The sequence below is a fragment of the Streptomyces sp. PT12 genome, assembly GCF_003311645.1.
Classification (GTDB): Bacteria; Actinomycetota; Actinomycetes; order Streptomycetales; family Streptomycetaceae; genus Streptomyces.
This window is the reverse complement of sequence record NZ_QEST01000080.1, coordinates 45,360-69,454: the sequence shown is the minus strand read 5'-3', so window position 1 is coordinate 69,454 and position 24,095 is coordinate 45,360. Positions and strand designations below refer to the sequence as shown.

The 24,095-nt window shown below is 72.9% G+C and carries 20 protein-coding genes; 14 read left to right on the top strand and 6 right to left on the bottom strand.

The features are described from left to right. Positions 1-108: 108 nt before the first annotated feature. On the bottom strand, positions 109-3,429 hold the full coding sequence (locus DEH69_RS08125) for a hypothetical protein (protein ID WP_113686217.1): 3,321 nt from the start codon (positions 3,427-3,429) through the stop codon (positions 109-111). 119 nt (positions 3,430-3,548) lie between these two features. Further along, complete coding sequence (mce, locus tag DEH69_RS08120) at positions 3,549-4,001, bottom strand: methylmalonyl-CoA epimerase (protein ID WP_113686216.1); 453 nt, start codon at positions 3,999-4,001, stop codon at positions 3,549-3,551. Positions 4,002-4,114: 113 nt separating this feature from the next. Between mce and DEH69_RS08115 the strand changes: the two genes are divergently transcribed. Further along, on the top strand, positions 4,115-5,323 hold the full coding sequence (locus tag DEH69_RS08115) for an acetyl-CoA C-acetyltransferase (RefSeq protein WP_113686215.1): 1,209 nt from the start codon (positions 4,115-4,117) through the stop codon (positions 5,321-5,323). Between the two features lie 7 nt (positions 5,324-5,330). Beyond that, entirely contained in the window at positions 5,331-6,299 is a 969-nt protein-coding gene (gene meaB, locus DEH69_RS08110) for a methylmalonyl Co-A mutase-associated GTPase MeaB (RefSeq protein ID WP_258534527.1), read from the top strand. A 228-nt stretch (positions 6,300-6,527) separates the two neighbouring features. Here the strand turns inward: meaB and DEH69_RS08105 are convergent, their stop codons facing one another. Continuing rightward, positions 6,528-7,337, bottom strand: coding sequence for a PepSY domain-containing protein (locus DEH69_RS08105; RefSeq protein ID WP_181727319.1), 810 nt, complete (start codon positions 7,335-7,337; stop codon positions 6,528-6,530). Positions 7,338-7,463: 126 nt separating this feature from the next. Here DEH69_RS08105 and DEH69_RS08100 point away from each other — a divergent pair, with 126 nt between their 5' ends. Then, positions 7,464-8,132 (top strand): response regulator transcription factor, encoded by a 669-nt coding sequence (locus tag DEH69_RS08100; RefSeq protein ID WP_113686213.1) that lies wholly within the window; start codon positions 7,464-7,466, stop codon positions 8,130-8,132. After that, positions 8,125-9,696, top strand: coding sequence for a cell wall metabolism sensor histidine kinase WalK (locus tag DEH69_RS08095; protein WP_113686212.1), 1,572 nt, complete (start codon positions 8,125-8,127; stop codon positions 9,694-9,696). Before DEH69_RS08100 ends, DEH69_RS08095 begins: the two co-directional genes overlap by 8 nt. A gap of 58 nt (positions 9,697-9,754) precedes the next feature. On the opposite strand, the gene DEH69_RS08090 is transcribed toward DEH69_RS08095, so the two are convergent. Beyond that, positions 9,755-10,234 carry a MarR family winged helix-turn-helix transcriptional regulator gene (locus DEH69_RS08090; RefSeq protein ID WP_113686211.1) on the bottom strand — a complete coding sequence of 160 codons (480 nt, stop codon included), beginning with the start codon at positions 10,232-10,234 and terminating at the stop codon, positions 9,755-9,757. Positions 10,235-10,304: 70 nt separating this feature from the next. Here DEH69_RS08090 and DEH69_RS08085 point away from each other — a divergent pair, with 70 nt between their 5' ends. From DEH69_RS08085 to DEH69_RS08075, 3 genes are all read left to right on the top strand, one after another. Then, on the top strand, positions 10,305-10,649 hold the full coding sequence (locus DEH69_RS08085; RefSeq protein ID WP_113686210.1) for a DUF3817 domain-containing protein: 345 nt from the start codon (positions 10,305-10,307) through the stop codon (positions 10,647-10,649). Between the two features lie 181 nt (positions 10,650-10,830). After that, positions 10,831-12,561 (top strand): glycosyltransferase family 2 protein, encoded by a 1,731-nt coding sequence (locus DEH69_RS08080; RefSeq protein WP_181727318.1) that lies wholly within the window; start codon positions 10,831-10,833, stop codon positions 12,559-12,561. Next, complete coding sequence (locus tag DEH69_RS08075; RefSeq protein ID WP_181727317.1) at positions 12,558-14,504, top strand: kelch motif-containing protein; 1,947 nt, start codon at positions 12,558-12,560, stop codon at positions 14,502-14,504. Before DEH69_RS08080 ends, DEH69_RS08075 begins: the two co-directional genes overlap by 4 nt. A 3-nt stretch (positions 14,505-14,507) precedes the next feature. Here DEH69_RS08075 and DEH69_RS08070 read toward each other — a convergent pair whose 3' ends face one another. After that, positions 14,508-15,539 carry a glycoside hydrolase family 6 protein gene (locus tag DEH69_RS08070; RefSeq protein WP_113686208.1) on the bottom strand — a complete coding sequence of 344 codons (1,032 nt, stop codon included), beginning with the start codon at positions 15,537-15,539 and terminating at the stop codon, positions 14,508-14,510. Positions 15,540-15,620: 81 nt separating this feature from the next. Between DEH69_RS08070 and DEH69_RS08065 the strand changes: the two genes are divergently transcribed. From DEH69_RS08065 to DEH69_RS08035, 7 genes are all read left to right on the top strand, one after another. Then, positions 15,621-16,166, top strand: coding sequence for a MarR family winged helix-turn-helix transcriptional regulator (locus DEH69_RS08065; RefSeq protein WP_113686207.1), 546 nt, complete (start codon positions 15,621-15,623; stop codon positions 16,164-16,166). An 18-nt stretch (positions 16,167-16,184) separates the two neighbouring features. Further along, a complete protein-coding gene (locus DEH69_RS08060) occupies positions 16,185-16,523 on the top strand; it encodes a DUF3817 domain-containing protein (RefSeq protein WP_113686206.1) in 339 nt (112 codons plus the stop codon). A 73-nt stretch (positions 16,524-16,596) separates the two neighbouring features. Next, positions 16,597-18,297, top strand: coding sequence for a methylmalonyl-CoA mutase (locus tag DEH69_RS08055; RefSeq protein WP_113686205.1), 1,701 nt, complete (start codon positions 16,597-16,599; stop codon positions 18,295-18,297). 103 nt (positions 18,298-18,400) lie between these two features. Then, entirely contained in the window at positions 18,401-19,381 is a 981-nt protein-coding gene (locus DEH69_RS08050; protein WP_113686204.1) for a tetratricopeptide repeat protein, read from the top strand. Between the two features lie 467 nt (positions 19,382-19,848). After that, entirely contained in the window at positions 19,849-20,466 is a 618-nt protein-coding gene (locus DEH69_RS08045) for a DUF6230 family protein (RefSeq protein WP_113686203.1), read from the top strand. A gap of 133 nt (positions 20,467-20,599) precedes the next feature. Then, positions 20,600-21,163, top strand: a complete 564-nt coding sequence (locus DEH69_RS08040; RefSeq protein ID WP_181727316.1) for a DUF6114 domain-containing protein — start codon at positions 20,600-20,602, stop codon at positions 21,161-21,163. Next, positions 21,153-22,598, top strand: a complete 1,446-nt coding sequence (locus tag DEH69_RS08035) for a hypothetical protein (RefSeq protein WP_147255472.1) — start codon at positions 21,153-21,155, stop codon at positions 22,596-22,598. The genes DEH69_RS08040 and DEH69_RS08035 overlap by 11 nt, the downstream gene beginning before the upstream one ends. Positions 22,599-22,640: 42 nt before the next feature. Here DEH69_RS08035 and pyk read toward each other — a convergent pair whose 3' ends face one another. Further along, positions 22,641-24,071: a pyruvate kinase gene (pyk, locus tag DEH69_RS08030; protein WP_113686201.1), complete on the bottom strand. Its 1,431-nt coding sequence runs from the start codon at positions 24,069-24,071 to the stop codon at positions 22,641-22,643. Positions 24,072-24,095: the final 24 nt, after the last annotated feature.

Genomic DNA, 24,095 nt, shown 5'->3' with positions numbered 1-24,095 from the left:
ACCGGCGTGTCTTCGAGCGGATCCGGCTTCTCCGTGGAGAATGTTCGCCTCTTCCGCTCATTACCCTCAAGCCGGTGTTCAGGCGAATGGCCCAGTCGCCTTTCCGCGTCAGCCGCCCGAACGCTTCCCGCCCGGCCTGCTGGCCCCGGCGCCCGCCGCGACGGTGCCGTTGGCGCCGCCCTTGGCCCCCGCGCCCTTGCCGGGCTTGGGCGCCTCGAACGACTCGAGGGCCTCCAACACGTCCTGTACCCGGGAGATCTCGGCGTTGATGTCCGCACGCCTGCGGGCCAGCTTCTCCAGCTCACGCTTGCCCTCCTCCACCGTGCGCTTGGCCTCCCGCTCGGCGTCGGCGCGCATCTGCTGGATCTCGCGCAGCACCACTGAACGCTGCCGCTCGGCGTCCTTGAGCAGCGCCTCCGCCTTCTTCACCGCGGCGATACGTACCTTACTCGCCTCGGAGTTGGCCTCGGAGAGCAGCTTGTCGGCCGCGGCGTTCGCCTCGGCGCGCTGGTCCTCCGCGGCCTTCATCAGCTTGTCGACGCGCTCGCCCGCGGTCCTCGCCTGCTCGGCCGACTCGCGCCGCGCCCGATCGTGCAGCTCCTCGATCTCCGCCTCGACCCTGGTGCGCTGCCGCTCGGTGCGCTCGCGGATCGCCGCCGCGTCCCTGCGGGCCTCCTCGAGAAGCTGGTTGGCGTCCACGCGGGCCCTCTCGACCAGCTCGCCGGCCGCCTCCTGGGCCTCGCCGATGATGCGGCTCGACTCCTTGCGGGCGGCCGCGACCATCGTGTCCGACTGCTCCTCGGCGGCCGACGCCATGCGCAGCGCCTCCTCCTGAGCCTTCGCCAGCAGCTCGTCGGCCTGCGCCGCGGCGTCGCCGCGCTTGCGGGCGGCCTCCCTGCGGGCCCTGTCCTGGAGGGCGTCGGCCTCCGCGCGCGTCCGCTCCGCCGCCTCCTCGGCGGCGGCCCGCACCCGGTCGGCCTCGGCGATGGCCTCCTTGACGGTCCGTTCGGCGAGCGCGGCCGCGGCCTCCTTCTCCTCGGCCGACTCCCGCAGCACGCGGGCCGCCTCGCGCTCCGCCTCCGCGCGGTGCGTGGCGATCTCCGCCTCGGCCTCGTCGCGCAGCCCGCTGACGGAGTCCCGCACCTGCTGCGCCTTGTGCTCGGCCGCGGCCACCAGCGTCTCGGCCCTGCGCTCGGCGTCGTCGATCCTGGCCCTGGCCGCCGCGAGCAGCTCGTCGCTCTTCTCCCGCGCCTGCGCCCGCTCCCGGTGCGCGGCGTCGCGCGCGTCCGCGAGGAACGCGTCGGCCTCGGACCGCAGGCGCGCCGCCTCCTCGCGCGCCGCCGCCAGCGTGCCCGCCGCCTCGGCGGCGGTGCGCTCCGCAGCGGCGCCCGCGTCCGCCCGCACCCGGTCGGCCGCCGACGCGGCCTCCTCGCGCAGCCGGTCCGCCTCGGCCAGCGCCTCGCCGCGCAGCCTGACCGCGAGCTCCTCGCCCTCGGCCCTGAACCTGGCCGCGTCGGACGCGGCCTCCTCCCTGACCTCCTGAGCGGACCGCTCGGCCTGCTCGGTGAGCGCCCTGATCCGCTCGCCCGCCTCGGCCCGCAGCCGCTCGACCTCGGCGTTGGCCTCCGAACGCAGCCGCTCCGCCTCGGCCCGCGCCGCCGCCACGGCCTCTTCGGCCGCCGCGACCCGCCCCTCGGCCTCCGTGCGCAGCCGCTCAAGCTCGGCCGTCGCCGCCTCGCGGTCCGCCTTCGCCGCCTCGCGCGCCTCCGCGCGCATCCGGCGCGCGGTCTCCTCGGCCTCCTGCGTGGTCCGCTCGGCGTGCTGCCCTGCCTCGGCGCGCTGCTGCTCCGCCTCGGCCCTGGCCTTCTTGAGCGCCTGCTCGGCCTGGTTGCGCAGGGTGGTGGCGCGTTCGATGGCCTCGGTGCGCACGCGTTCGCTCTCGGCCGACGCGGAGGAACGCAGCTCCTCGGCGTCCGCCTTCGCCTGCGTCAGCAGCTCCTCGGCGCTCGCCGCGGCCTGCTCGATCTGCGCGACCGCCTCGCGGCGCGCGTCCGCCCTGACGCGCTCGCCCTCCTCGGTGGCATCGGCGCGCGCCTGCTCGGCCTCGCTGCGCAGCCGCCGCGCCTCCTCCTGGAGCTGGACCGTCTTGGCGCGGTACTCCTTCGTGTCGTCCTGCGCCGCGCCCTTGAGCTGCTCGGCGACGTCGTGCGCCTCGGCGCGCAGCCGGTCCGCCTCAGCCTCGGCCTCGGCGCGCAGCCGCTCGGCCTCCTCGGTGGCCGCCCTTGTGGTGGCCTTGGCCTCCTCGGCGGCCCTGGTCAGCACGTCCTCGGCGGTGCGGGCCGCCTCGGCGAGCTGCGCGGCGTACTCCTCGGCCGACTTGGACCTGGCCTCCTCGGCCGCCTCCGACGCGATGCGCTCGGCCCGCGCCCGCGCCTCGTCGAGCACGTGCTGGGCCTCGGTCCTGCGGCTCTCGGCGTCCCGCGTGGCCTCAGAGACCATGCGCGCGACCTCGGCCTTGGCGGTCGCGGTGCGCTGCTCGTACTCCGTCTCGGCGCTGCCCCTGCGCTTGTCCGCCTCGGCGGTGGCCTCGGCGAGCAGCCGCTCGGCCTCGTCGCGCGCGGTGCGCAGCGCGGTGGCCGCCTCCTGGGCCCGCTCCTCCGCCTTGCGGACCAGCGCCGCGGCCTCGCGGCGCCCGCTGTCCGTCTCCTGGGCCGTGGTGCTGCGCAGCCGCTCGGCGTGCTCGGTCGCCTCCTGGGCCTGCGCCGACGCCGCCGTCAGCAGCCGCTCGGCGTCCGCCCGCGCCCTGCGCACCAGCTCGTCGGCCTCGGCCCGCGCCGCCTGTGCCTCGGCCGCCATCCGCTGGCGCGCCTCGTCGGTCAGCCGCAGCGCCTCGGTCCTGGCCTGGGCGACGGTCCGCTCGGCCTCCGCGCGGGTCTCCTCGATCAGCCGCCTGGCCTGGGACTCGCTCCTGGCCCGCAACTGCTCGGCCCAGGCGACGTTCTCGTTGACGTGGGACTCGACGGTGGCGCGCCGCTCGGCCAGCTCCTCGTCGAGGCGCTGGCGCCGCCCCACGGCCTCGGCGTGCAGCTCGGACTCCATGCGGGCGCGGTGCTCGGCCTGCTCCTGGATGACCCGCTGGGAGCGCGTTCTGGCGTCGCGCAGCTCGCGCTCGGCCTCCACGCGCATCTGGTCGGCCTGGTGCTGTGCGGTGCGCAGGACCTGCTCGGCGTGGCCCGCGATGTCGCCGTAGACCGGGCGCAGGGCGAGCGCCCTGCGCACCTCGTGCAGCTTGGCACGCAGCACCTCGACCTGGTAGCCGAGGTCGTCGGCGTGGTCGACCGCCTTGTCCCGCTCCTTCTTCAGCCGCTCCATCTCGGCTTCGAACTGCGAGAGGTGGTCCTCAGCCTGATAGGCGTCGTAGCCCGGCACCGCGCGGTCCCATCCGTCCCCTGGTCGTGAAAAAGCAGATCCGGTGATCGGCCGAACACGGGACGCGGAAAAAGCCCGCAGCCCCGGCTCGGCCACTCTACCGGCCGGGGCAGCTCACGTCAGTGGGCCTCAGGATCACCGGATGGTTCCGGTGTGGCCGAGGTGACGAGCTCGGTGAGGACGCCGTGGCAGTCCTTCGGGTGCAGGAACGTGATCCGCGAGTCCATCGAGCCGCGCCTCGGCTTCTCGTACAGGACGCGCACGCCCTTGTCCCTGATCGCCTCCGAGTCGCCGTCCACGTCGGCGGTGCCGAAGGCGATGTGGTGGACGCCCTCGCCGTTCTTGGCCATCCACTTGGCCACCGGCGAGTCCTCGCGGACCGGCTCGATGAGCTGGAGGTAGGAGGCGCCGCCGTCGTCGGTGCCGTTGATCCTCAGCATGGCCTCGCGGACGCCCTGCTCCTCGTTGACCTCGGAGTGGAACACCTCGAAACCGTAGGTGGCGCGGTAGAACTCGACGGTGGCGTCGAGATCGAAGCAGGCGATCCCGATGTGATCGATGCGCGTCAACATCCCCCTAGTGCATCGTCATTGAGGGGGCGCGCGCAACGTGCGTACAGTCACAAGAACGCGCCGGTGACGTGCGGCGTCACGCTCTGTATCGTGAAATGGGAAGAGGGAGCACCATGGTAGCGACCGACAGTAACTCCTCCGTGATCGTGGCGGGGGCCAGGACGCCGATGGGCAGGCTGCTCGGCGCGCTGAAGCCGTTCTCGGGCGCCGAGCTCGGCGGCTTCGCCATCGAGGCGGCCCTCGGGCGGGCCGGGATCACGGGCGAGCAGGTGCAGTACGTGATCATGGGCCAGGTCCTCCAGGCGGGGGCGGGCCAGATCCCGGCGCGCCAGGCCGCGGTGAAGGCGGGCATCCCGATGACCGTCCCCGCCCTCACGGTGAACAAGGTGTGCCTCTCGGGGCTCGACGCCATCGCCCTGGCCGACCAGCTCATCCGCGCGGGCGAGTTCGACGTGGTCGTCGCGGGCGGCCAGGAGTCCATGACGAACGCCCCGCACCTGCTTCCCGCGTCCCGCGAGGGCACGAAGTACGGCGCGATCGAGGTGCTCGACTCGATGGCCCACGACGGGCTGACCGACTCGTTCGACGGCATCGCCATGGGCGCGTCCACCGAGCGGTACAACACCAGGCTCGGCATCACGCGCCAGGAGCAGGACGCGGTCGCCGCCGCCTCGCACCAGCGGGCCGCCGCGGCGCGGAAGAACGGCCTGTTCGACGCCGAGATCGCCCCGGTCACCATCCCGCAGCGCAAGGGCGAGCCCGTGGTGTTCTCGGCGGACGAGGGCCTCCGCCCCGACACCACCGAGGAGGCGCTGGCGCGGCTGCGCCCCGCGTTCCCCGTGGACGGCGCGGGCACGATCACCGCGGGCTCCTCGTCACCGATCTCCGACGGTGCGGCTGCCGTGGTCGTGATGTCGCGGGCGAAGGCCGAGGAGCTCGGCCTGACGTGGATCGCCGAGATCGGCGCGCACGGGAACGTCGCGGGACCCGACTCCTCCCTCCACTCCCAGCCGTCCCGCGCCATCGAGAAGGCGCTGGCCCGCGAGGGCATCGGCGTGGACGACCTCGACCTGATCGAGATCAACGAGGCGTTCGCGGCGGTCGTCGTCCAGTCCGCCAAGGACCTGGGCGTGGGCCTCGAAAAGGTGAATGTGAACGGCGGGGCCATCGCGCTCGGCCACCCGATCGGCATGTCGGGGGCCAGGCTCGCGCTGCACCTGGCGCTCGAGCTCGGGCGGCGCGGCGGCGGCACGGGCGCGGCGGCGCTGTGCGGGGGCGGTGGCCAGGGCGATGCCCTGATCCTGCGCGTGCCCCGGAGGTGACGCGCCGGTGAGCCGGTGGCGCACGGCCGGGGTGCCCGAGCTGGTGGCGGGCGCGCGCGACGGGCGGCCCAGGGCGGTGGCCCGGCTGATCTCCCTGGTCGAGGGGGCGTCGCCGCGGCTGCGCGAGGTGATGGCCGCGCTGGCGCCCCACACGGGGCACGCCTATGTCGTGGGCCTGACCGGCCCGCCTGGCGTGGGCAAGTCCACCTCGACCTCGGCCCTGGTGAGCGCCTATCGGCGGGCGGGGAAACGGGTCGGGGTGCTCGCCGTCGACCCGTCGTCGCCGTTCTCGGGCGGCGCGTTGCTCGGCGACCGGATCCGGATGGGCGAGCACGCCTCCGACCCCGGCGTCTACATCCGCTCGATGGCGACCAGGGGACACCTGGGCGGCCTGGCCTGGGCGGCGCCCCAGGCCGTGCGGGTGCTCGACGCCGCGGGCTGCGACGTGGTCCTCGTGGAAACGGTGGGCGTCGGCCAGTCCGAGGTCGAGATCGCGGCCCAGGCGGACACGTCGGTCGTGCTGCTCGCGCCGGGCATGGGCGACGGGATCCAGGCGGCGAAGGCGGGGATCCTGGAGATCGGCGACATCTTCGTGGTGAACAAGGCGGACCGCGACGGCGCCGACGCCACCGTCCGCGAGCTGCACCACATGCTGGGGCTCGGCGAGGCCCGCGCGCCGGGCGACTGGCGCCCCTCGGTGGTCAAGACGGTCGCCGCGCGCGGCGAGGGCATGGACGAGGTCGTCGAGGCGCTGGAGAAGCACCGGGCGTGGATGGAGGAGCGCGGCGTGCTGGCCGAGCGGCGGGCGCGGCGGGCGGCGTGGGAGATCGAGACGATCGCGGTGACGGCACTGCGCGAACGGATCGGCGACATCCGCGGCGATGCGCGCCTGTCGGCACTGGCGGAACGCGTGACCGCGGGCACGACGGACCCGTACACGGCGGCGGACGAGCTGGTGTTGGCGTTGAGGCGGTAGCCTCCGGCGGTTTCGCGCGTTGTGGCCGGGGTTGTGGGGCGCGTGCGGGCGCGTTGTGGTGGGGCCGGTGGCCGCGCTTCGCGCGCGGTTGCCTGTGGCGTTCGGTGGGGTGGTGACCGTGGGTTACCGGCGAGGGTTACTCTTCGTGGGCTTGTTTTTCGCTTGCTTCGCGCATGACGGGGCCCGTCCCTTCGCGGAGGTGAAGGGACGGGCCGTTCTCACGGGGCGTCAGTCGTCGTCCCGGTCGTCGTCGTCATCGTCGTCGTCCCGGTCGTCCCGGTCGTCCCGGCCGTCGTCGTCGTCCCGGTCGTCGTCGTCGTCATCGTCGTCGTCCCAGTCGTCGTCATGCCCCTGGTCCGTGATCTCGCCGGAGGCCAGGCTGATGCGGATCTCGCGCTCCGCGCCGTCGTCCGTGCGCAGCTCCAGCTTCCAGTGCCCGTTCTCCACGTCCGCCTCGCGCAGGGTGCCCGAGGTGTGCTCCTCGGCCAGGCGGATCGCCTGCGCCGCGTCGATCCGCGAGCCGTCGGCGAGCAGGCTGCTGGCCGCCGTGCGGTCGTCATCGTCGTCGTCCCGGTCGTCCCGGCCGTCGTCGTCGTCCCGGCCGTCCCGGCCGTCGTCGTCGTCCCGGTCGTCGTCGTCATCGTCGTCGTCGGCCCGGGCGTTCACGACCTCGGTGCCGTCCTCGCTGACGAGGAGCTTGTACCACTGCTCGTCGTCGCCGAAGACGTCGATCTCCCAGCCGCGCCTGCCGTCGTCGTGGTCGCGCTCGATCTCCGTGACGACCCCGGGGACCTCGGCGACCGCGGTGGCCACCGCCTGCTCGGCGACCGAGCCCGAGCCCCCGTCGTCCGTGGTGGCGTCGTCGCCCCCGGTGTCGTCCGCGCCGTCGTCACCGCTCGCCGCGTCGGCGACGTTCAGGTCGTCCAGCGCGGCGGACGCGGGCTCCTGGTCGTCCGAGCTCATCGCGGCGCCCGCCAGCGTGCCGCCGCCGATGACGGCGCCCGCCGCGACGATCGCGATGATGAGGTTGCGCGTCATGATGGGGTTCCTCCCGTGTTGTCGTGCTCTGTGCTGTCCGACGGGAACAACCATGTCCGACCGTTGCTGAAGCGGAGCTGAAGGTCCCTGAAGTCTTCTTCAGGAAGGATTTGCCAAGCTTGCTCCATGCGCGTGCTGATTGTTGAGGACGAGAAGCGCCTCGCCCGGTCCCTGGCCCAGGGACTGACCGCCGAGGGCTTCGCCGTCGATGTCGTGCACACCGGCACCGACGGGCTGCACCGGGCCACCGAGGGCGCCTACGACCTGATCGTGCTCGACATCATGCTGCCGGGGATGAACGGCTACCGCGTGTGCGCCGCCCTGCGCGCCGCGGGCGACGAGACGCCCATCCTCATGCTCACCGCGAAGGACGGGGAGTACGACGAGGCCGAGGGGCTCGACACGGGCGCCGACGACTACCTGACCAAGCCGTTCTCCTATGTGGTGCTCGTGGCGCGCGTGCGGGCCCTGTTGCGGCGGCGCGGCGGCAGGGGCGCGTCCCCCGAGCTGCGCGTGGGCGACCTGACGGTCGACCGCGCGACCCGCAGGGTGCGCAGGGGCGGAACGGAAGTGGGGCTGACGGCCAAGGAGTTCACGGTGCTCGAGTATCTGGCGACGCGCGCGGGCGAGGTGGTCTCCAAGGCGGAGATCCTCGAACACGGCTGGGACTTCGCCTACGACGGCGACCCCAACATCGTCGAGGTCTATGTCAGCGCGCTGCGCAGGAAGCTGGGCCCCGGGCTCATCGCCACCGTGCGCGGCGCCGGATACCGGATGGTGACGTCCCATGGCTAGCGTGCGGGCGCGGGCCGCGTTCGGCGCCACCCTGGTGGTGGCCGTCGCGCTGGTCACCGCGGGGATCCTGATGGTGGCGCTCCTCGAGCGCGAGATGGTCGACCGCGTCGACCTCCAGGCCGAGGCCGACGGCCGCGACGTCGCGGGGCAGCTGGGGACCGGCGTCGCCCCCGAGGAGCTGCGCCTCGAAGGGCTGCGCGGCCCCGTGCAGGTCATCGACCGCTCGGACGACACCGCCATCGCGGTCACCGAAGGGCTTGACGCGATCTGGGGCACACGCAGCACCGACGTCGACGTCGACGAGGAGCCGCCGCCCGTCACCACCGCCGCGGCCAGGGCCGACGACGACGACGCCAGCGACGATGACGCCAGCGACGACGACGATGACGCCAGCGACGACGACGATGACGAGGACGGCGACGACAGCGACAGCGACGACGAGGAGGTGGACGGCGGCGAGGACGGCCTGCCGCCCGGCGAGATGGACGAGGAGATCGGTCTCATCAACGGCGCCGCGACCGTCAGGGGCGAGCGCGAGGAGTACCGCTTCGCCGCGGTCGAGGTGACGATGCCGAGCGGCACGGAGGCCATCGTCTTCGCCGGTGCCCCGCTCAGCGTCGAGCAGGCGGCCGTGGACAGCGTCCGCACCTCGATGTTCGCCGGGGTGCCCGCGCTGGTCGCGGTCGTCGGCGGCGTGACGTGGCTGACGACCCGCCGCGCGTTCCGCCCGGTCGAGGGAATCCGCCGCGAGATGGCGGCCATCACCCACTCCGAAGACCTCTCACGCCGCGTTCCCGAGCCGGAGACCAGGGACGAGATCGGGCGCCTCGCCGTCACCACCAACGAGACGCTCGCCGCGCTCGAGGCGTCCGTCGAGCGGCAGCGGCGCTTCGTCGCCGACGCCTCGCACGAGCTGCGCAGCCCGATCGCCTCGCTCCGCACCCAGCTCGAGGTCGGCGAGGCCCACCCCGAGCTGCTCGACCTGCCGGGCGCGGTCAAGGACACCGTGCGCCTCCAGGCGCTGGCCGCCGACCTGCTGCTGCTCGCCAGGCTCGACGCGGGCGAGCGCCCGCTCGCCGGAACGGTCGGCCTCGCCGAGCTGGTCGCCGAGGAGCTCGACCAGCGCGTCGGGGACCGGCACCCCGTCCGCCTGGCCGAGCTGGGCGAGGCGACCGTCTCGGGCTCGGCCGGTCAGCTCTCGCGCGTCCTTGCCAACCTGGTGGACAACGCCCAGCGGCACGCCGCCTCCGCCGTGCGGGTCTCACTGCGCGCCGAGGGCGCCGACGCGGTGCTCGAGGTCGCCGACGACGGGCCGGGGGTGCCCGAGGCCGACCGGGAGCGGATCTTCCAGCGCTTCGTCCGCCTCGACGACGCCCGCGGCAGGGACGAGGGCGGCGCGGGGCTCGGCCTGGCGATCGCCCGCGACGTGGCCACGCGGCACGGCGGAACGCTCACGGCGGGCGCCGCCCCCGAGGGCGGCGCGCTGTTCGCCCTGCGCCTGCCCCTCGGCACGGCGGCCCCGCGCCCCGGCGGCGACCCCGACGACGTGGGCGAGGCGGCCTAGGCCGGGGCGTTCTCCAGGACGTTCTCCAGGACGTTCTCCCGGACGCTCGCCGGAGCGTTCACAGGCGGCCGCGCTCGCGGTGCAGGTGCTCGGCCACCGGGGTCAGGGAGCGCCGCAGCGCCTGGAGGTCGTCGGGGGTGAGCAGGTCCACGAAGTGGCGGCGGACGGACGCCACATGGTGCGGGGCGACCTCGCGCATCGTCTCCCAGCCGCGCTCGGTCAGGACGGCGAAGAGGCCGCGCTTGTCGGAGTCGCAGTCCTCGCGGCGGACCAGGCCCGCGCGCTCCATGCGCGTGATCTGGTGGGACAGCCTGCTCTTGGACTGGAGCGTCCCTGCGGCCAGGTCGCTCATGCGCATGCGGCGCTCGTCCGACTCGGAGAGGATCACCAGGATCTCGTAGTCGTTCATGGTCAGGCCGAACGGCTGGAGATCGCGCTCGAGGCGGTGCGTGAGCAGCTTGCTGACCTCCAGATGGGTGCGCCAGGCGCGCTGCTCCGACTCGCTGAGCCAGCGGGTGGTGCCGCTTTCCGTGTCCATACCGGCACTCTAGCCAACGCCGGGGACCCGCCCTGATTGATCCGTTTCGGGGCTGCGACAATCGGGACCCATGGACCTCAAGACCGCCTCCGCCCTGCGCAGGCTCCGGCTGGTGTCCGCCCCCGAGGCGGTTTCCTTCCTGGTGCTCCTGGTCTGCTCCGTCCTCAGGCGGACGACCGACTTCGACGCCGTCCCCGTGATGGGCGCCATCCATGGCCTCCTCTTCATCCTCTACGTGCTGTTCTGGGCCGACGCCTGGAACCGCGCCAAGTGGCCGCTGCCGACCGCGGCCTGGTACTTCCTGATGTCCGTCCTGCCCGTCGGCGGCTTCTTCGCCGAGCGGCGGCTGCGGAGGGCGCAGGAGGACGCGGTCATCGCGGCGCGCGCCCGCCGCGAGGGCGTCGTCAACGCCTGACCCCGCCCTTCACCGACCCGGAAGGCTGACACGCGGCCCGTCTCCCGGCCGCCTGCCCCGGGCAGCGGACGCCCTCCCCCGCTCGGACCCCTCCCGTTCGACAGAGCCACGGCCCTGACGTGTCGTTGAGACGTCACTTCCGTGGCCTTTGTCGTTTCTGCACCCGTCCGAGGAGGGCACCGTGCGGCGTCCGGCCTACGACTACGAGACGTTCAGCCGCCTCGCGGGCCCCCTCACCGAGCCGGGCCCCGGCTACCGGGTCGGGTACCGGACCCTCATCTCGCGCGAGCCGCACCACATACGAGCCGCCCTCCTGATGACGCTCGCGCCGCTGCTCTCCGCGGTGCTGCTCGTCTGGCTGATCCACCCCGACCACTGGACCGACAGGGAAGGGGCCCCCGGGTGGCTGCTGGCCGCCGACGCCGTGATGCTCGTGAGCGTCGGCCTGGTCGAGCTGTTCCGGCTCGTCAACGTCGTCTCCGTCGCGCACGCCACCCTGGTCGCCCGCGACCCGGTGCCCGTCGTGCCCGAGACCGGGACGCGGGTGGCGTTCCTGACGACGTTCGTGCCGGGCAAGGAGCCGCTTTCCATGGTGCGCGCCACCCTTGAGGCCGCGGTCCTGCTGCGGCACCAGGGCCCGCTCGACATCTGGCTGCTCGACGAGGGCGACGACGTGGCCGCCCGCGCGCTGTGCGCCGAGCTCGGCGTGCGCCACTTCAGCCGCAGGGGCGTCGCCCGCTGGAACCAGCCCACCGGGCCGCACCGCGCCCGCACCAAGCACGGCAACTACAACGCCTGGCTCGACGCCCACGGCGACGACTACGACTTCTTCGCCTCCGTCGACACCGACCACGTCCCGCTCCCCGACTACCTGGAGCGGATGCTCGGCTACTTCCGCGACCCCGACGTCGCGTTCGTCGTCGGGCCCCAGGTCTACGGCAACTACACCGCCCCGGTCACCAAGGCGGCGGAGAGCCAGCAGTTCCTCTTCCACGCCCTCGTCCAGCGGGCCGGGAACCGCTACGGCTCGCCGATGCTCGTCGGCACCAACAACGCCGTCCGCGTCTGCGCGCTCAAGGACATCGGCGGCCTCGTTGACTCCGTCACCGAGGACATGGCCACCGGCTTCGAGCTGCACCGCGCCACCAACCCCGCCACAGGCGAGCGCTGGCGCTCCGTCTACACCCCCGACGTGCTCGCGGTCGGCGAGGGCCCGTCCTCGTGGACCGACTTCTTCTCCCAGCAGCATCGCTGGTCCCGCGGCACCTGCGAGACGATCCTGCGCCAGTGCGCCCGCGGGCAGCGCCGCCACCGCGCGGGGTCGGCGTTCCACTACTCCCTCATGCTCGCCTTCTACCCCATGGCCGCCCTCACCTGGACGCTCGGCGCCCTCGGCTGCACGCTCTACCTCCTGCTCGGCGCCTCGGGCACCCAGGTCACCTCGTCGGTGTGGATGATGCTCTACAGCGACGTGGCCGCCCTCCAGATCGGCCTCTACGTCTGGAACCGCCGCCACAACGTCTCCCCGCACGAGCCCGCGGGGTCATCGGGCGCCGCGGGCATGCTCATGTCCGCGCTCTCCGCGCCCGTCTACGCCCGCTCGCTGCTCGACGCCGTGCTGCGCCGCCGCGGCGGGTTCGTGGTCACCCCCAAGGGCGGCGCCGTGAGCCAGGACAGCCCCGCGACGTTCCGCCTTCACCTCTTCTGGGCGGGGCTGCTCGCCGGTGCGCTGATCGCGTCGTTCGCCCTGGGGCACACCCACGCCGCCCTGCGCACCTGGGCGCTGATCGCCCTCGCGGTCGCCGTCGCGCCCGCCGCGCTGTGGTGGTTCGGCCGGTCCAGGACCCCCGACGCCCCCGCCCCGACCCCCGCACCGGAAACGCCGCGCCGACCCGTGGGAGCTGACGCATGAGGTACCGCCCGAGCAGCCGCACCAGGAAGACCGCCGCGGGCACCGGCATCGCGCTGCTGCTCGCCGCGCTCAACGCCCCGGCCGCGCTGAGCTTCGCGCAGGAGCGGATCCACGAGTACCGCGTATCGCGCCCCGGCTACCAGGCCGAGTACGGCGCGTGGGACGTCGTGGACGTGCCCGAGGAGTTCAGGACCAACGCCATCCACGCCGCCCTGCTGCGCACCGGGAAGGTGCTGCTCATCGCGGGCTCGGGCAACAAGCAGGAGGAGTTCGACGCGGGCTCCTTCCGCTCGGTCCTGTGGGACCCCGACAAGAACACGTTCAGCGAGGTGCCCACCCCCGAAGACCTCTTCTGCGCCGGGCACGCCGCGCTGCCCGACGGCAGGCTGCTGGTCGCCGGGGGCACGGCACGCTACGAGGTGCTCGGCGACGCCGTCACCCGCGCGGGCGGGGCGATGCTGCTGAAGAACGAGGACCCCGACCGCGGGCACGACCTCCCCAAGGGCACCAGGCTGCGCTCGCCTTCGGGCCGGGAGTATGTGACCGAGGCGCCCGTCACCGTGCCCCCCGCCACCAAGCGCGCCGCGGGCGGCGGGGCGGAGGTCACCGCGAGCGAGGCCAGGGTCTTCGTGGTGGCCGCCGACGAGGGCGAGAAGGGCGTGACAAAGGACGCGGCCCAGTATGGCGTCGTCGGCCTCACCGGCGCCGACGCCGACAACCTCTACGGCCTCGCGGGCCCCCTCACCCTGGACGACCAGGACTTCCAGGGCATCGACGCCGCCTACGAGTTCGACCCCGAGGCCGAGCGGTACGTCCCGGTCAACCGGATGGCCGAGGCCCGCTGGTACCCCACGCTGACGACGCTGCCCGACGGCCGGGTGCTGACCGTCTCGGGCCTCGACGAGATCGGCGAGGTCGTCCCCGGCGTCAACGAGATCTACGACCCCGCGACCAAGACCTGGTCGCCGGGGCCCGAGCGCTACTTCCCCACCTACCCCGCGCTCTTCCTCACCCGGGGCGGCGAGATCTTCTACACCGGCTCCAACGCGGGCTACGGGCCCGCAGACAAGGGCCGCGAGCCTGGCCTGTGGGACCTGGACACCAACACGTTCACCGAGGTCGGCGGCCTCAGCGACCCCGACCAGCTGGAGACGTCGGCCTCGCTCCTGCTGCCCCCCGCCCAGGACCAGCGGTTCATGGTGCTGGGCGGCGGCGGGGTCGGCGAGTCCGAGAAGTCCACCGGGCGCACCGCGCTCATCGACCTGGACGAGGAGAGCCCCGCCTACCGCGACGGGCCCCCGCTGCCCCAGGGCACCCGCTACCTCAGCAGCGTGATCCTGCCCGATGACACCGTCTTCACCTCGGGTGGCTCCGAGGGCTACCGGGGCCGCGGCGAAAGCGACATCCTCAAGGCCCAGTTCTACGACCCGAAGGCCAACGCCTTCCGCCCCGCCGCCGCCCCCACCGTCGGCCGCAACTACCACTCCGAGGCGCTGCTGCTGCCCGACGGGCGGGTGGCGACGTTCGGCTCCGACCCGCTGTTCGGCGACAGGAACGGCACGCGCACGGGCGAGTTCGAGAAGCGCATCGAGGTCTACACCCCGCCCTATCTCAAGGGCGGACGCGAGGAGACCAGGCCCACGCTGGGCGCGGGGCCCGAGCGCGCGGCGCTCGGCACCGCCGTGACGTTCGCCACCGACCACCCCGAGCGGATCGCAGGGGCCCGGCTGATGCGGCCGAGCGCCGTCACCCACACCACCGACGTCGAGCAGCGCTCGATCCGGCTCGACGTCCGGCTCGACGGCGAACGCGGCGCGGGCGAGGCCACGTTCACCCTCCCCGACGACCCCTCACTCGCGCCGCCCGGCTGGTACATGCTCTTCGCGACCGACGCCGAGGGAACGCCGTCCGAGGCGAAGTGGCTCCAGATCGGCGGCGCGTGAGGCTCAACGCGGGCCGCGGGCCGCCTCGCGCGCCAGGCCGAGCGCGTACTCGGGCCACCAGCGCCCCGCGGGCGGCCCGCCGCGGCACTCGCCGTCGGACTCGCCCGGCCGCTTGACCCACAGATACGCGTCGACGAGCGGGTCCCCCGTCTCGGTGGTGGGCGGGGTGCCAAGGGCGCGGCCAGGCGGGTTGCACCAGGGCTCGGCGTCGCCATCGAAGGGGCCGTTGCCGTTGCGGCTGGTGTCGACGACGAAGTGGGCGCCGCCGAGCAGCCCCGAGAGCTCGCGGCCATAGGCGGTGCTGGCGTCGAGCGTCTGGAAGTTGGCCACGTTCAGCGCGAAGCCGTCCGCGCGCGCCACCCCCGCGCGCCCAAGCGCCTCCGCGAGCCGGTCGGGTTCCGTGCCCCAGCCGGGGTTGCCCGCGTCCAGGTAGACGCGGGTGTTCTCCCCGGCCTTGAGGGCGTCCACCGCGGCGGCGAGCAGCGCGAAGCGCTCCTCGACATACCGGGGGTCCGTGCAGCCATCGGCCGTGTGCGGCACCGCGTCGGGCTCGAGCACCACGACCGCCTCCGCGTCCCCGATCGCCCCGGCGAACGCCCCGATCCACCGCTCGTACGCCGCCCCGTCCGCCGCCCCGCCCCGCGAGTACCGGCCGCAGTCGCGGTGCGGGATGTTGTACGCCACCAGCACGGCCGTCCTGCCCGCATCGGAGGCCGCCTCCGTGACCGCCCGCACCCGGGGGGCCGGGTCCCGCTCGCCGGGGGGCCAGGTCGCCAGCGGCTGCTCCGCGATGCGGCGCACGAGCGCGGCGTCATCGGCGCGCCCCTCGCCCTCCCACTCCCGCGCCTGCCGGGCGGCGGGGCTCTCCGGGTCCACCCAGAACGTCCCCGACTCCGCGCCCGCGGCGCCGCTCGCCCCCTCGGCGGGGCCGCGCGGAGACCCCCCGCCCCCGAGGGAGCAGCCGATGGCCAGGACGCCGAGCAGGACGACGGACGGGGAGCCGAGCCGCGCGAGACGGCGGAGGGGGCCGTACATGGCGTCATCGTGCCATGACGGAACGTGGCCTGCGGGCAGCGGCACCGCGGCCGGTATGACTAAGCCGGTAGGGTCACCGACGTGCCCAAGCCGCTCAGTCTGCCCTTCGATCCGATCGCCCGCGCCGACGACCTGTGGGAACGGCGCTGGGGTTCTGTGCCGTCCATGGCCGCGATCACCTCGATCATGCGGGCCCACCAGATCCTGCTCGCCGAGGTCGACGCGGTGGTCAAGCCGTACGGGCTCACGTTCGCCCGGTACGAGGCGCTGGTCCTGCTGACCTTCAGCAGGGCGGGTGAGCTGCCCATGTCCAAGATCGGCGAGCGTCTCATGGTCCACCCCACGTCCGTCACCAACACGATCGACCGCCTGGTGCGTTCGGGCCTGGTGACCAAGCGCCCCAACCCCAACGACGGCCGCGGCACGCTCGCCTCCATCACCGAGGAGGGGCGTCGGGTGTGCGAGGCGGCGACCCGGGACCTGATGGGGATGGACTTCGGCCTCGGCGCCTACGACGCCGACGAGTGCCGGGAGATCTTCGCGCTGCTGCGCCCGCTGCGGGTGGCCGCCAAGGACTTCGATGGGGCCCCCGCGAGCGCGGGGGCAGGGGAGGATCGCCCCGATTGACCCGATAGGCTCGCCCGCATGAAACGGAGTGTGCTCACGCGGTACCGCGTCATGGCCTATGTCACCGCGGTGATGCTGCTGGTCCTGTGCACGTGCATGGTCTTCAAGTACGGCTTCGACCGGGGCGAGGACCTCACCCTCATGGTCTCCCAGGCGCACGGCCTGCTGTTCATGGTCTACCTGGTGTTCGCGTTCGACCTCGGGCAGAAGGCCCGCTGGCCGTTCGGCAAGCTGCTCTGGGTGCTGCTCTCGGGGACGATCCCGTTCGCGGCGTTCCTCGTCGAGCGGCGGATCAGGGCCGAGGTCGCGCCGCTGATCGACGCCGACGACCAGCCAGCCCAGCCGGTCGGCGCGTAGCCAGGGCGCCGCCCCCGGTTCTCCGGGGGCGTTCGGCTCGACATTTACTAGGACGTCCAAGTAACTTGGCGGCATGGAAGGACACGACATCGCGGCGGGCCGCCGACGCTGGCAGGCCCGCTTTGACGCGGCCCGCACCCGGGACGCCGACTTCACCACGCTCTCCGGCGACCCCGTGGAGCCCGTGTACGGACCGCGCCCGACCGACCGCTACGAGGGCTTCGAGCGCATCGGCTGGCCCGGGGAGTTCCCGTTCACCCGCGGCCTCTACCCCACCGGGTACCGCGGCAGGACGTGGACGATCCGCCAGTTCGCCGGCTTCGGGAACGCCGAGCAGACCAACGAGCGGTACCGCATGATCCTCGCCGCGGGCGGCGGCGGGCTCTCCGTGGCGTTCGACATGCCGACCCTGATGGGCCGCGACTCCGACGACCCGCGCTCGCTCGGCGAGGTGGGCCACTGCGGGGTGGCCATCGACTCGGCCGCCGACATGGACATCCTCTTCCGCGGCATCCCGCTGGGCGAGGTCACCACGTCGATGACGATCAGCGGCCCCGCCGTCCCGCTCTTTTGCATGTACCTGGTCGCGGCCGAGCGGCAGGGCGTGGACGTCGCCACGCTCGACGGCACGCTCCAGACCGACATCTTCAAGGAGTACATCGCGCAGAAGGAGTGGCTGTTCGCGCCCGAGCCGCATCTGCGGCTGATCGGCGACCTGATGGAGTTCTGCGCGGAGCGCGTCCCCGCGTACAAGCCGCTCTCGGTCTCCGGGTACCACATCAGGGAGGCCGGGGCCACGGCCGCGCAGGAGCTGGCCTACACGCTGGCCGACGGCTTCGGCTATGTGGAGCTGGGGCTCAGCAGGGGCCTGGACGTCAACCGTTTCGCGCCGGGGCTCTCCTTCTTCTTCGACGCGCACCTCGACTTCTTCGAGGAGATCGCCAAGTTCCGCGCGGCGCGCCGGATCTGGGCCCGCTGGATGCGCGACGTCTACGGCGCGACCTCGGAGCGGGCGCAGTGGCTGCGCTTCCACACCCAGACCGCCGGCGTCTCGCTGACCGCCCAGCAGCCGTACAACAACGTCGTGCGCACCGCCGTCGAGGCGCTGTCCGCCGTCCTCGGGGGCACCAACTCCCTGCACACCAACGCCCTGGACGAGACCCTGGCCCTGCCAAGCGAGCGCGCCGCCGAGATCGCGCTGCGCACGCAGCAGGTGCTCATGGAGGAAACCGGCGTCACCAACGTCGCCGACCCGCTGGGCGGCTCGTGGTACGTCGAGCAGCTGACCGACCGGATCGAGGCGGACGCCGAGAAGATCTTCGCCGAGATCGCCGAGCGCGGCCATCGCGCCGTCCCCGACGGGCGCTTCCCCGTGGGGCCCATCACCTCGGGGCTGCTCAGCGGCATCGAGGACGGCTGGTTCACCGGGCAGATCGCGGAGTCCGCGTTCCGCTACCAACAGGCCCTCGAGAAGGGCGACAAGCGCGTCGTCGGCGTCAACGCCCACACCGGGTCCGTCACCGGGGACCTGGAGATCCTCCGCGTCAGCCACGAGGTGGAGCGCGAGCAGGCGCGCGCCCTGGCCGACCGGCGCGCCGGGCGCGACGAGGCCGCGGTGCGCGCCGGTCTCGACGGGCTGCTCGGCGCGGCCCGTTCGGGCGCGAACATGATCGAGCCCATGCTCGCCGCCGTCCGCGCCGAGGCGACGCTCGGCGAGATCTGCGGCGTCCTGCGGGAGGAGTGGGGCACCTGGACCGAGCCGGTGGGCTTCTGATGCCCTTCGGTGCGGGCCCCGGTGCGGGCCCCGGCGCGGGCGCCGGTGACGCTCGGGCCGGGGGCCGTACCCGAACGGCTCGCGGAGGGGGGAGACTGGTCCCATGCAGCCACGCAATGTGTCCATGAGCGGAGCCGTTGACCTCTCCGCGGTGAAGGCGGCCGCAGAGGCCAAGCAGAAGGCCGAGCAGGCCCGCGCTCAGCGGGCGGCGGCCCAGTCCGACGGCGGGCAGCAGGCGGCCGAGGTGTCGCTGGTGATCGACGTCGACGAGGCGGGCTTCGAGCGCGACGTGATCCAGCGGAGCGCCGAGGTGCCGGTCGTCATCGACTTCTGGGCGAACTGGTGCCAGCCGTGCAGGCAGCTGAGCCCGATCCTGGAGCGGCTGGCCGCCGAGTACGCGGGGCGGTTCGTGCTCGCCAAGATCGATGTCGACACCAACCAGACGCTCTTCCAGCAGTTCGGCGTGCAGGGCATCCCCGCCGTCTTCGCGGTGATCGCCGGGCAGGCGCTGCCCCTCTTCCAGGGCGCCGCGCCCGAGCCGCAGGTCCGCCAGGTGCTCGACCAGCTGATCGCCGCCGCCGAGCAGCGGTTCGGCATCGTCGGCGCCCCGGTCGACCCTGAGCGGGCGCGGGCCGCGGCCGAGGCGCAGCAGGCCGCGCCCGCCGTTCCCGACAACCCCGCGCTGGCCGCCGCCCACGCCGCGCTCGACTCGGGCGACCTCGGCGGCGCCATCACCGCCTACCAGAACGTCCTGTCCGACGAGCCCGCGAACGAGGAGGCCAAGCTCGGCCTCGCCCAGGCGCAGCTGCTGAGCCGGGTGCGGGACGTGGACGCGGAGCGGGTGCGCAAGGACGCCGCCGAGCGCCCCGACGACATCGCGGCCCAGTTGGCCGTCGCCGACATCGACCTGCTCGGCGGCCATGTCGAGGACGCGTTCGGCAGGCTCGTCGGCGCGGTGCAGCGCTCGGTGGGCGACGACCGCGACACGGCGCGGCTGCGGCTCCTTGAGCTGTTCGAGGTCGTGGGCGCCGATGACCCCAGGGTGGTCGCCGCGCGCGGCGCCCTGGCGCGCGTGCTCTTCTGAGCCGACTGTCCCTCATCAACAGTACGGCGGCCACGCTTTACCAAAGCTTGGCAAACGTGGCCGCCATCACATTGTGTGATGCCCGGCGGATGTTTCCCAGGGGTTACGTCCGATTGGTTCTCCCGTGGGTCATTCGCGGATGGGTGCCCTGCGTGCGGAACGGGGGGCGTTCTCCACCGGATGGCCACACCGCTATTACCGGCTGGTAATGAACCCCTTGTGTGAATCCGTGAGATGCACCACGATCGGCCAAGCCGATGGAGCCACGCGTCGGCCTCGGATCAGGGGGGTTCCCGTCAGCCGGCGGGACCTGGTCCCTGCGAGCCGCGCTACCCCCATGGCGGCCAGTGGCTGTCTCCGGGGTGCAGTCCGGTGACAACGTGCTTCTCCTCTCCGCCACGCAGGACGCCTGCTGACCGCAGATCGGCCCGCCGTACGGAGATGTTCGTCCGAGAAGGAGGAAAGTCATGGAGTCACAGGCTCGCGGCGGCACCAGATGGCGGCGTTTCGGGCTGGTCATGGTGCCGAGCGTGGCCGCGACAGCAGTCATCGGCGTCGCGCTCTCCCAGGGCGCGCTCGCCGCTTCGTTCGCCGTGTCGGGTCAGGAGTTCAAGGTCAGCGCCGATGAGTTGATCGGCGAGGGTTTCGTCCAGTACGGCACGGTCGTCCGGCCTGCCGGGGGCGAGCCTCGGGCCGTCGCGGTGTCGGCGTTCGACAGCGCCGACATCACCGACCTCTGCCAGTCGGTGGTGATTCCGGGGATTCCGTTCCTCGGGGAGGTCACCGTCAGGATCCGCGCCGGGACCGACCCCGGCAATCCGGTGGAGGCCGAGAACCTGTTCATCGACCTCGAACAGCTCAACGCCGATGCCGAGTTCACCAACATCGACATCGGTGTGAGCGTCGACGACACCACCAAGGGACCGACCCCGACGGGCGACACCGTGCCCGGTTCGTTCGCGCAGCAGGCCGACCGTGCGGTGCTCACGGGTATCCAGCAGACCGCCTGGGCCACTTCGGCCGGCACGTTCAAGCTCAGCGATCTCAGCCTGAGTCTGCACAGAGGCGAGAACGAATGCTTCTGACGGCGTAGTCGTCGCCTGGGGCGGAGCCGGAGTGCCGTCTTCGCCCCGGGGGCCGATCGCCGCGCGGGCCGCGCGGCCGGCCACCGTATCGTGCATCCCGCTACTGAACCGTGCCACCAGGGGAGTACGTGCTGTGAGCACCAACACCGAGGGACTGTCCATCGCTTCGATCCTCACCCGGGTCCGTGTCGGCTTCCGTCACTTCCGGTGGGGTCGGCCGTTCTGGGCCGGGCTCTTCACCATGATCGCCGGGCTGCCCATCAGCTACTTCCCTTACCGGTACGTCACCTTCGGCGATCTGACGATCCGCATGGCCACCACGGCGGGCGCCGGGTCCCTGGTCATCGGCGTCCTGCTGGTCGTGCTCGGGCTGACCATGTGGTTCCAGCCGCACGTCCGAATATTCGCGGGCGTTGCGGCGATCCTGCTGGCCCTGGTCTCGCTGATCGTGTCCAATTTCGGTGGTTTTGTGGTGGGTTACCTGTTTGGTCTCATCGGTGGCGGCATGAGCGTGGCGTGGGTGCCGGGGGAGAGGACCACGGCCAAGGCGGACGGGGCGCGGGGCGCGCAGGCGGAGCCGGTCCGCTCCGAGGCGAGAGAGACGCCGCCCGGGACGGGCAGCGCGCTGGCGGGCTTCGAAGGGACCGCACCCGAGGGCGTGAGGGATGCGGGGAAGGGGATGCGACGTGCCGAGTGACGACATAGCTCCGGTGGCCATGGCGGAGGAGGGGCCCCGGCACGGCTCCGCGCGTAGATCGCTGCTGCGGCGGCTCCACATGCCGGTGGGCAAGGCGATAGCCCTGGCGGCGATGCCGTCGGCCGCGCTCCTGGGCATGGGCTTCACCTCGCCCCTGGCGAAGGCGGACCCGCAGCCGGAGAACCCCTTCCGCGGCGACTCCTGCGTCGAACTCCCCGACGCCGAGCCCGAGGAGGAGCCCGAGGAGGAGCCCGAGGGGGAGCCGGGTGCCGCGGAGGAAGAGCCCGAGGAGGAGCGGGAGGCGCCCGAGGAGGAGCCCGCGCCGGACGAGGGCTCCGCACCCCCGCCGGAGGAGCCCGAGGCCGCCCAGGAGCCGCAGGAGCCCGCGGGGGACGCGCCGGAGGGCGAACCCGCCGCCCCGCGCCGGGAGTCGGCCGAGCCCGAGGAGGGCCGCCCCGAGGACGAGCCCGAGGCGCAGCCGGGTGCCGCGGAGGAAGAGCCCGACCCGCGCGACCCGTTGGGCCTGGTCGGGGGCCTCGGCAACGGCCTAGGCAACGGCCTAGGCAACGGCCTAGGCCATGGGCTCGGCAACGGGCTCGGCAACGGGCTCGGCAACGGCCTGGGGGACGGTCTCGGCGACATCGGCCAGGGCCTCGATCACATCTTCAACCCCGGCCGCCCCGACGAGGGCGACGAGGGCGAGGAGGGTGACGACGGGGAGCGGAGCGGCGGGGGCGGCGGCGAGGGGTCCGGCCCACCGGAGACCCCAGGGGAATCCGAGCGGCCCGCCGACCCCGGGGAGGCGTCGCGGCAGGCGGAGGAGCTGGCCGAGGAGTCACCCGAGCCGGAGCCCGAGCCGGAGCCCGTGCCCGTGCCCGAGCCCGAGCCCGTGCCCGAGGAGCCCGCCGACCCGTTCGCGCCCGACGAGAACGGCCTGGTGCCGTTCCCCTGCCCCGTGCGGGAGTTGGCCGACGGCGTCGACGAGGTGCCGCCCCTGCCGCTGCCCGACGCCCCCTGGTACCTGGAGGCGACGCTGCTCGACCTCAGCGGCCTCGACTACCACGGTGTCGTCAACATCCCCACGGCCAACGGCACGGTGAAGCAGGCGCTCAAGTTCACGGCCGAGATGGTGGACATCGGCGACCTGCACCAGATCGTGGACGGCGAGAGCGCCGTTCGCCACCACGTCGCCACCGACCCGGGGTCCGTCTCGACCTTCCGCGGCGGCACCGTGACGATGTACACCGAGCGCCTTGAGGGCAAGCTGTTCGGGGTCATCCCGATCGTCTTCTCGCCCGAGTCCCCGCCGCCGCTCGACCTGCCCGAGGTGTTCTTCACGGACGTGTCCGTCATCCAGGCGGGGCAGTTCGGCGGGACCCTGACCATGCGGGGCATGCGCCTGTACACGACGAACGACGGGCCGACCGCCCCCTGATCCCCCCGGGATCCCTTCGGTCGGCCCGCGGCGGGGCGTCGCTCACACGCCCCGGTGGCCGCCGATGTGGTGCACGCGCACCATGTTGGTGGTGCCGGGGACGCCGGGGGGCGAACCGGCCGTGATGATCATGGTGTCGCCCGGGGAGAAGCGGTTGAGCTTGGACAGCTCGGCGTCGCACAGCTCGACCATCTCGTCCGTGTGGTTCACATGGGGCACCACAAATGTCTCCACGCCCCAGCTCAGCGTCAGTTGGTTCCGCGTGGCGGGCTCCGACGTGAACGCCAGGATCGGCTGCACCGCGCGGTAGCGGGACAGGCGGCGTGCGGTGTCGCCCGACTTGGTGAACGCCACCAGCGCCTTGCCGTCCAGGAAGTCCGCCATCTCCGCCGCCGCCCTGGCCACCGAACCCCCCTGCGTGCGCGGCTTCTTGCCGGGGACCAGCGGCTGGAGGCCACGGGAGAGCAGCTCCGTCTCCGCGGCCACCACGATCTTCGACATCGTCTTGACCGTCTCGATCGGATAGCGCCCGACCGACGACTCGGCCGAGAGCATCACCGCGTCCGCGCCGTCCAGGATGGCGTTGGCCACGTCGGACGCCTCGGCGCGCGTGGGGCGGGAGTTGGTGATCATCGACTCCATCATCTGGGTCGCCACGATCACCGGCTTGGCGTTCCTGCGGCACAGCTCGATCAGCCGCTTCTGCACCATCGGGACCTTCTCCAGCGGGTACTCCACCGCCAGGTCGCCGCGCGCCACCATCACGCCGTCGAAGGCCATGACGACCTCCGTCATGTTCTCCACGGCCTGCGGCTTCTCCACCTTGGCGATCACCGGCACCCTGCGGCCCACCCGGTCCATCACGCGGTGCACGTCGCGCACGTCGTCGGCGTTCCGCACGAACGACAGCGCCACCATGTCGGCGCCGAGGCGCAGCGCGAACTCCAGGTCCTCGACGTCCTTCTCGGACAGCGCGGGAACGTTCACCGCGACGCCCGGGAGGTTGATCCCCTTGTGGTCGGAGACCACGCCGCCCTCGACCACGATGGTCCGCACCCTGGGCCCGTCCACCTCGATGACCTGGAGCGTGACGTTCCCGTCGTTGATCAGGATCGTCTCACCCTTGGTGACGTCGCCGGGCAGGCCCTTGTAAGTGGTGCCGCAGATCGATCGGTCGCCCTCCACGTCCTCGGTGGTGATCGTGAACTCGTCGCCGCGCTTGAGCTCGACGGGCCCGTCGGCGAACGTCTCCAGGCGGATCTTGGGCCCCTGGAGGTCGGCCAGCACGCCCACCGCGCGCCCGGTGTCCTCGGTCGCCTTCCGCAGGCGGTGGTACCGCTCCGCGTGCTCCTCGTGGGACCCGTGGCTGAAGTTGAAGCGGGCCACGTTCATGCCGGCGTCGATCATGGCCTTCAGCTGCTCGAAGGAATCGACGGCGGGGCCCAGGGTGCAGACGATCTTGGAACGGCGCATGGTGGCGGATCCTATCGATTTGTT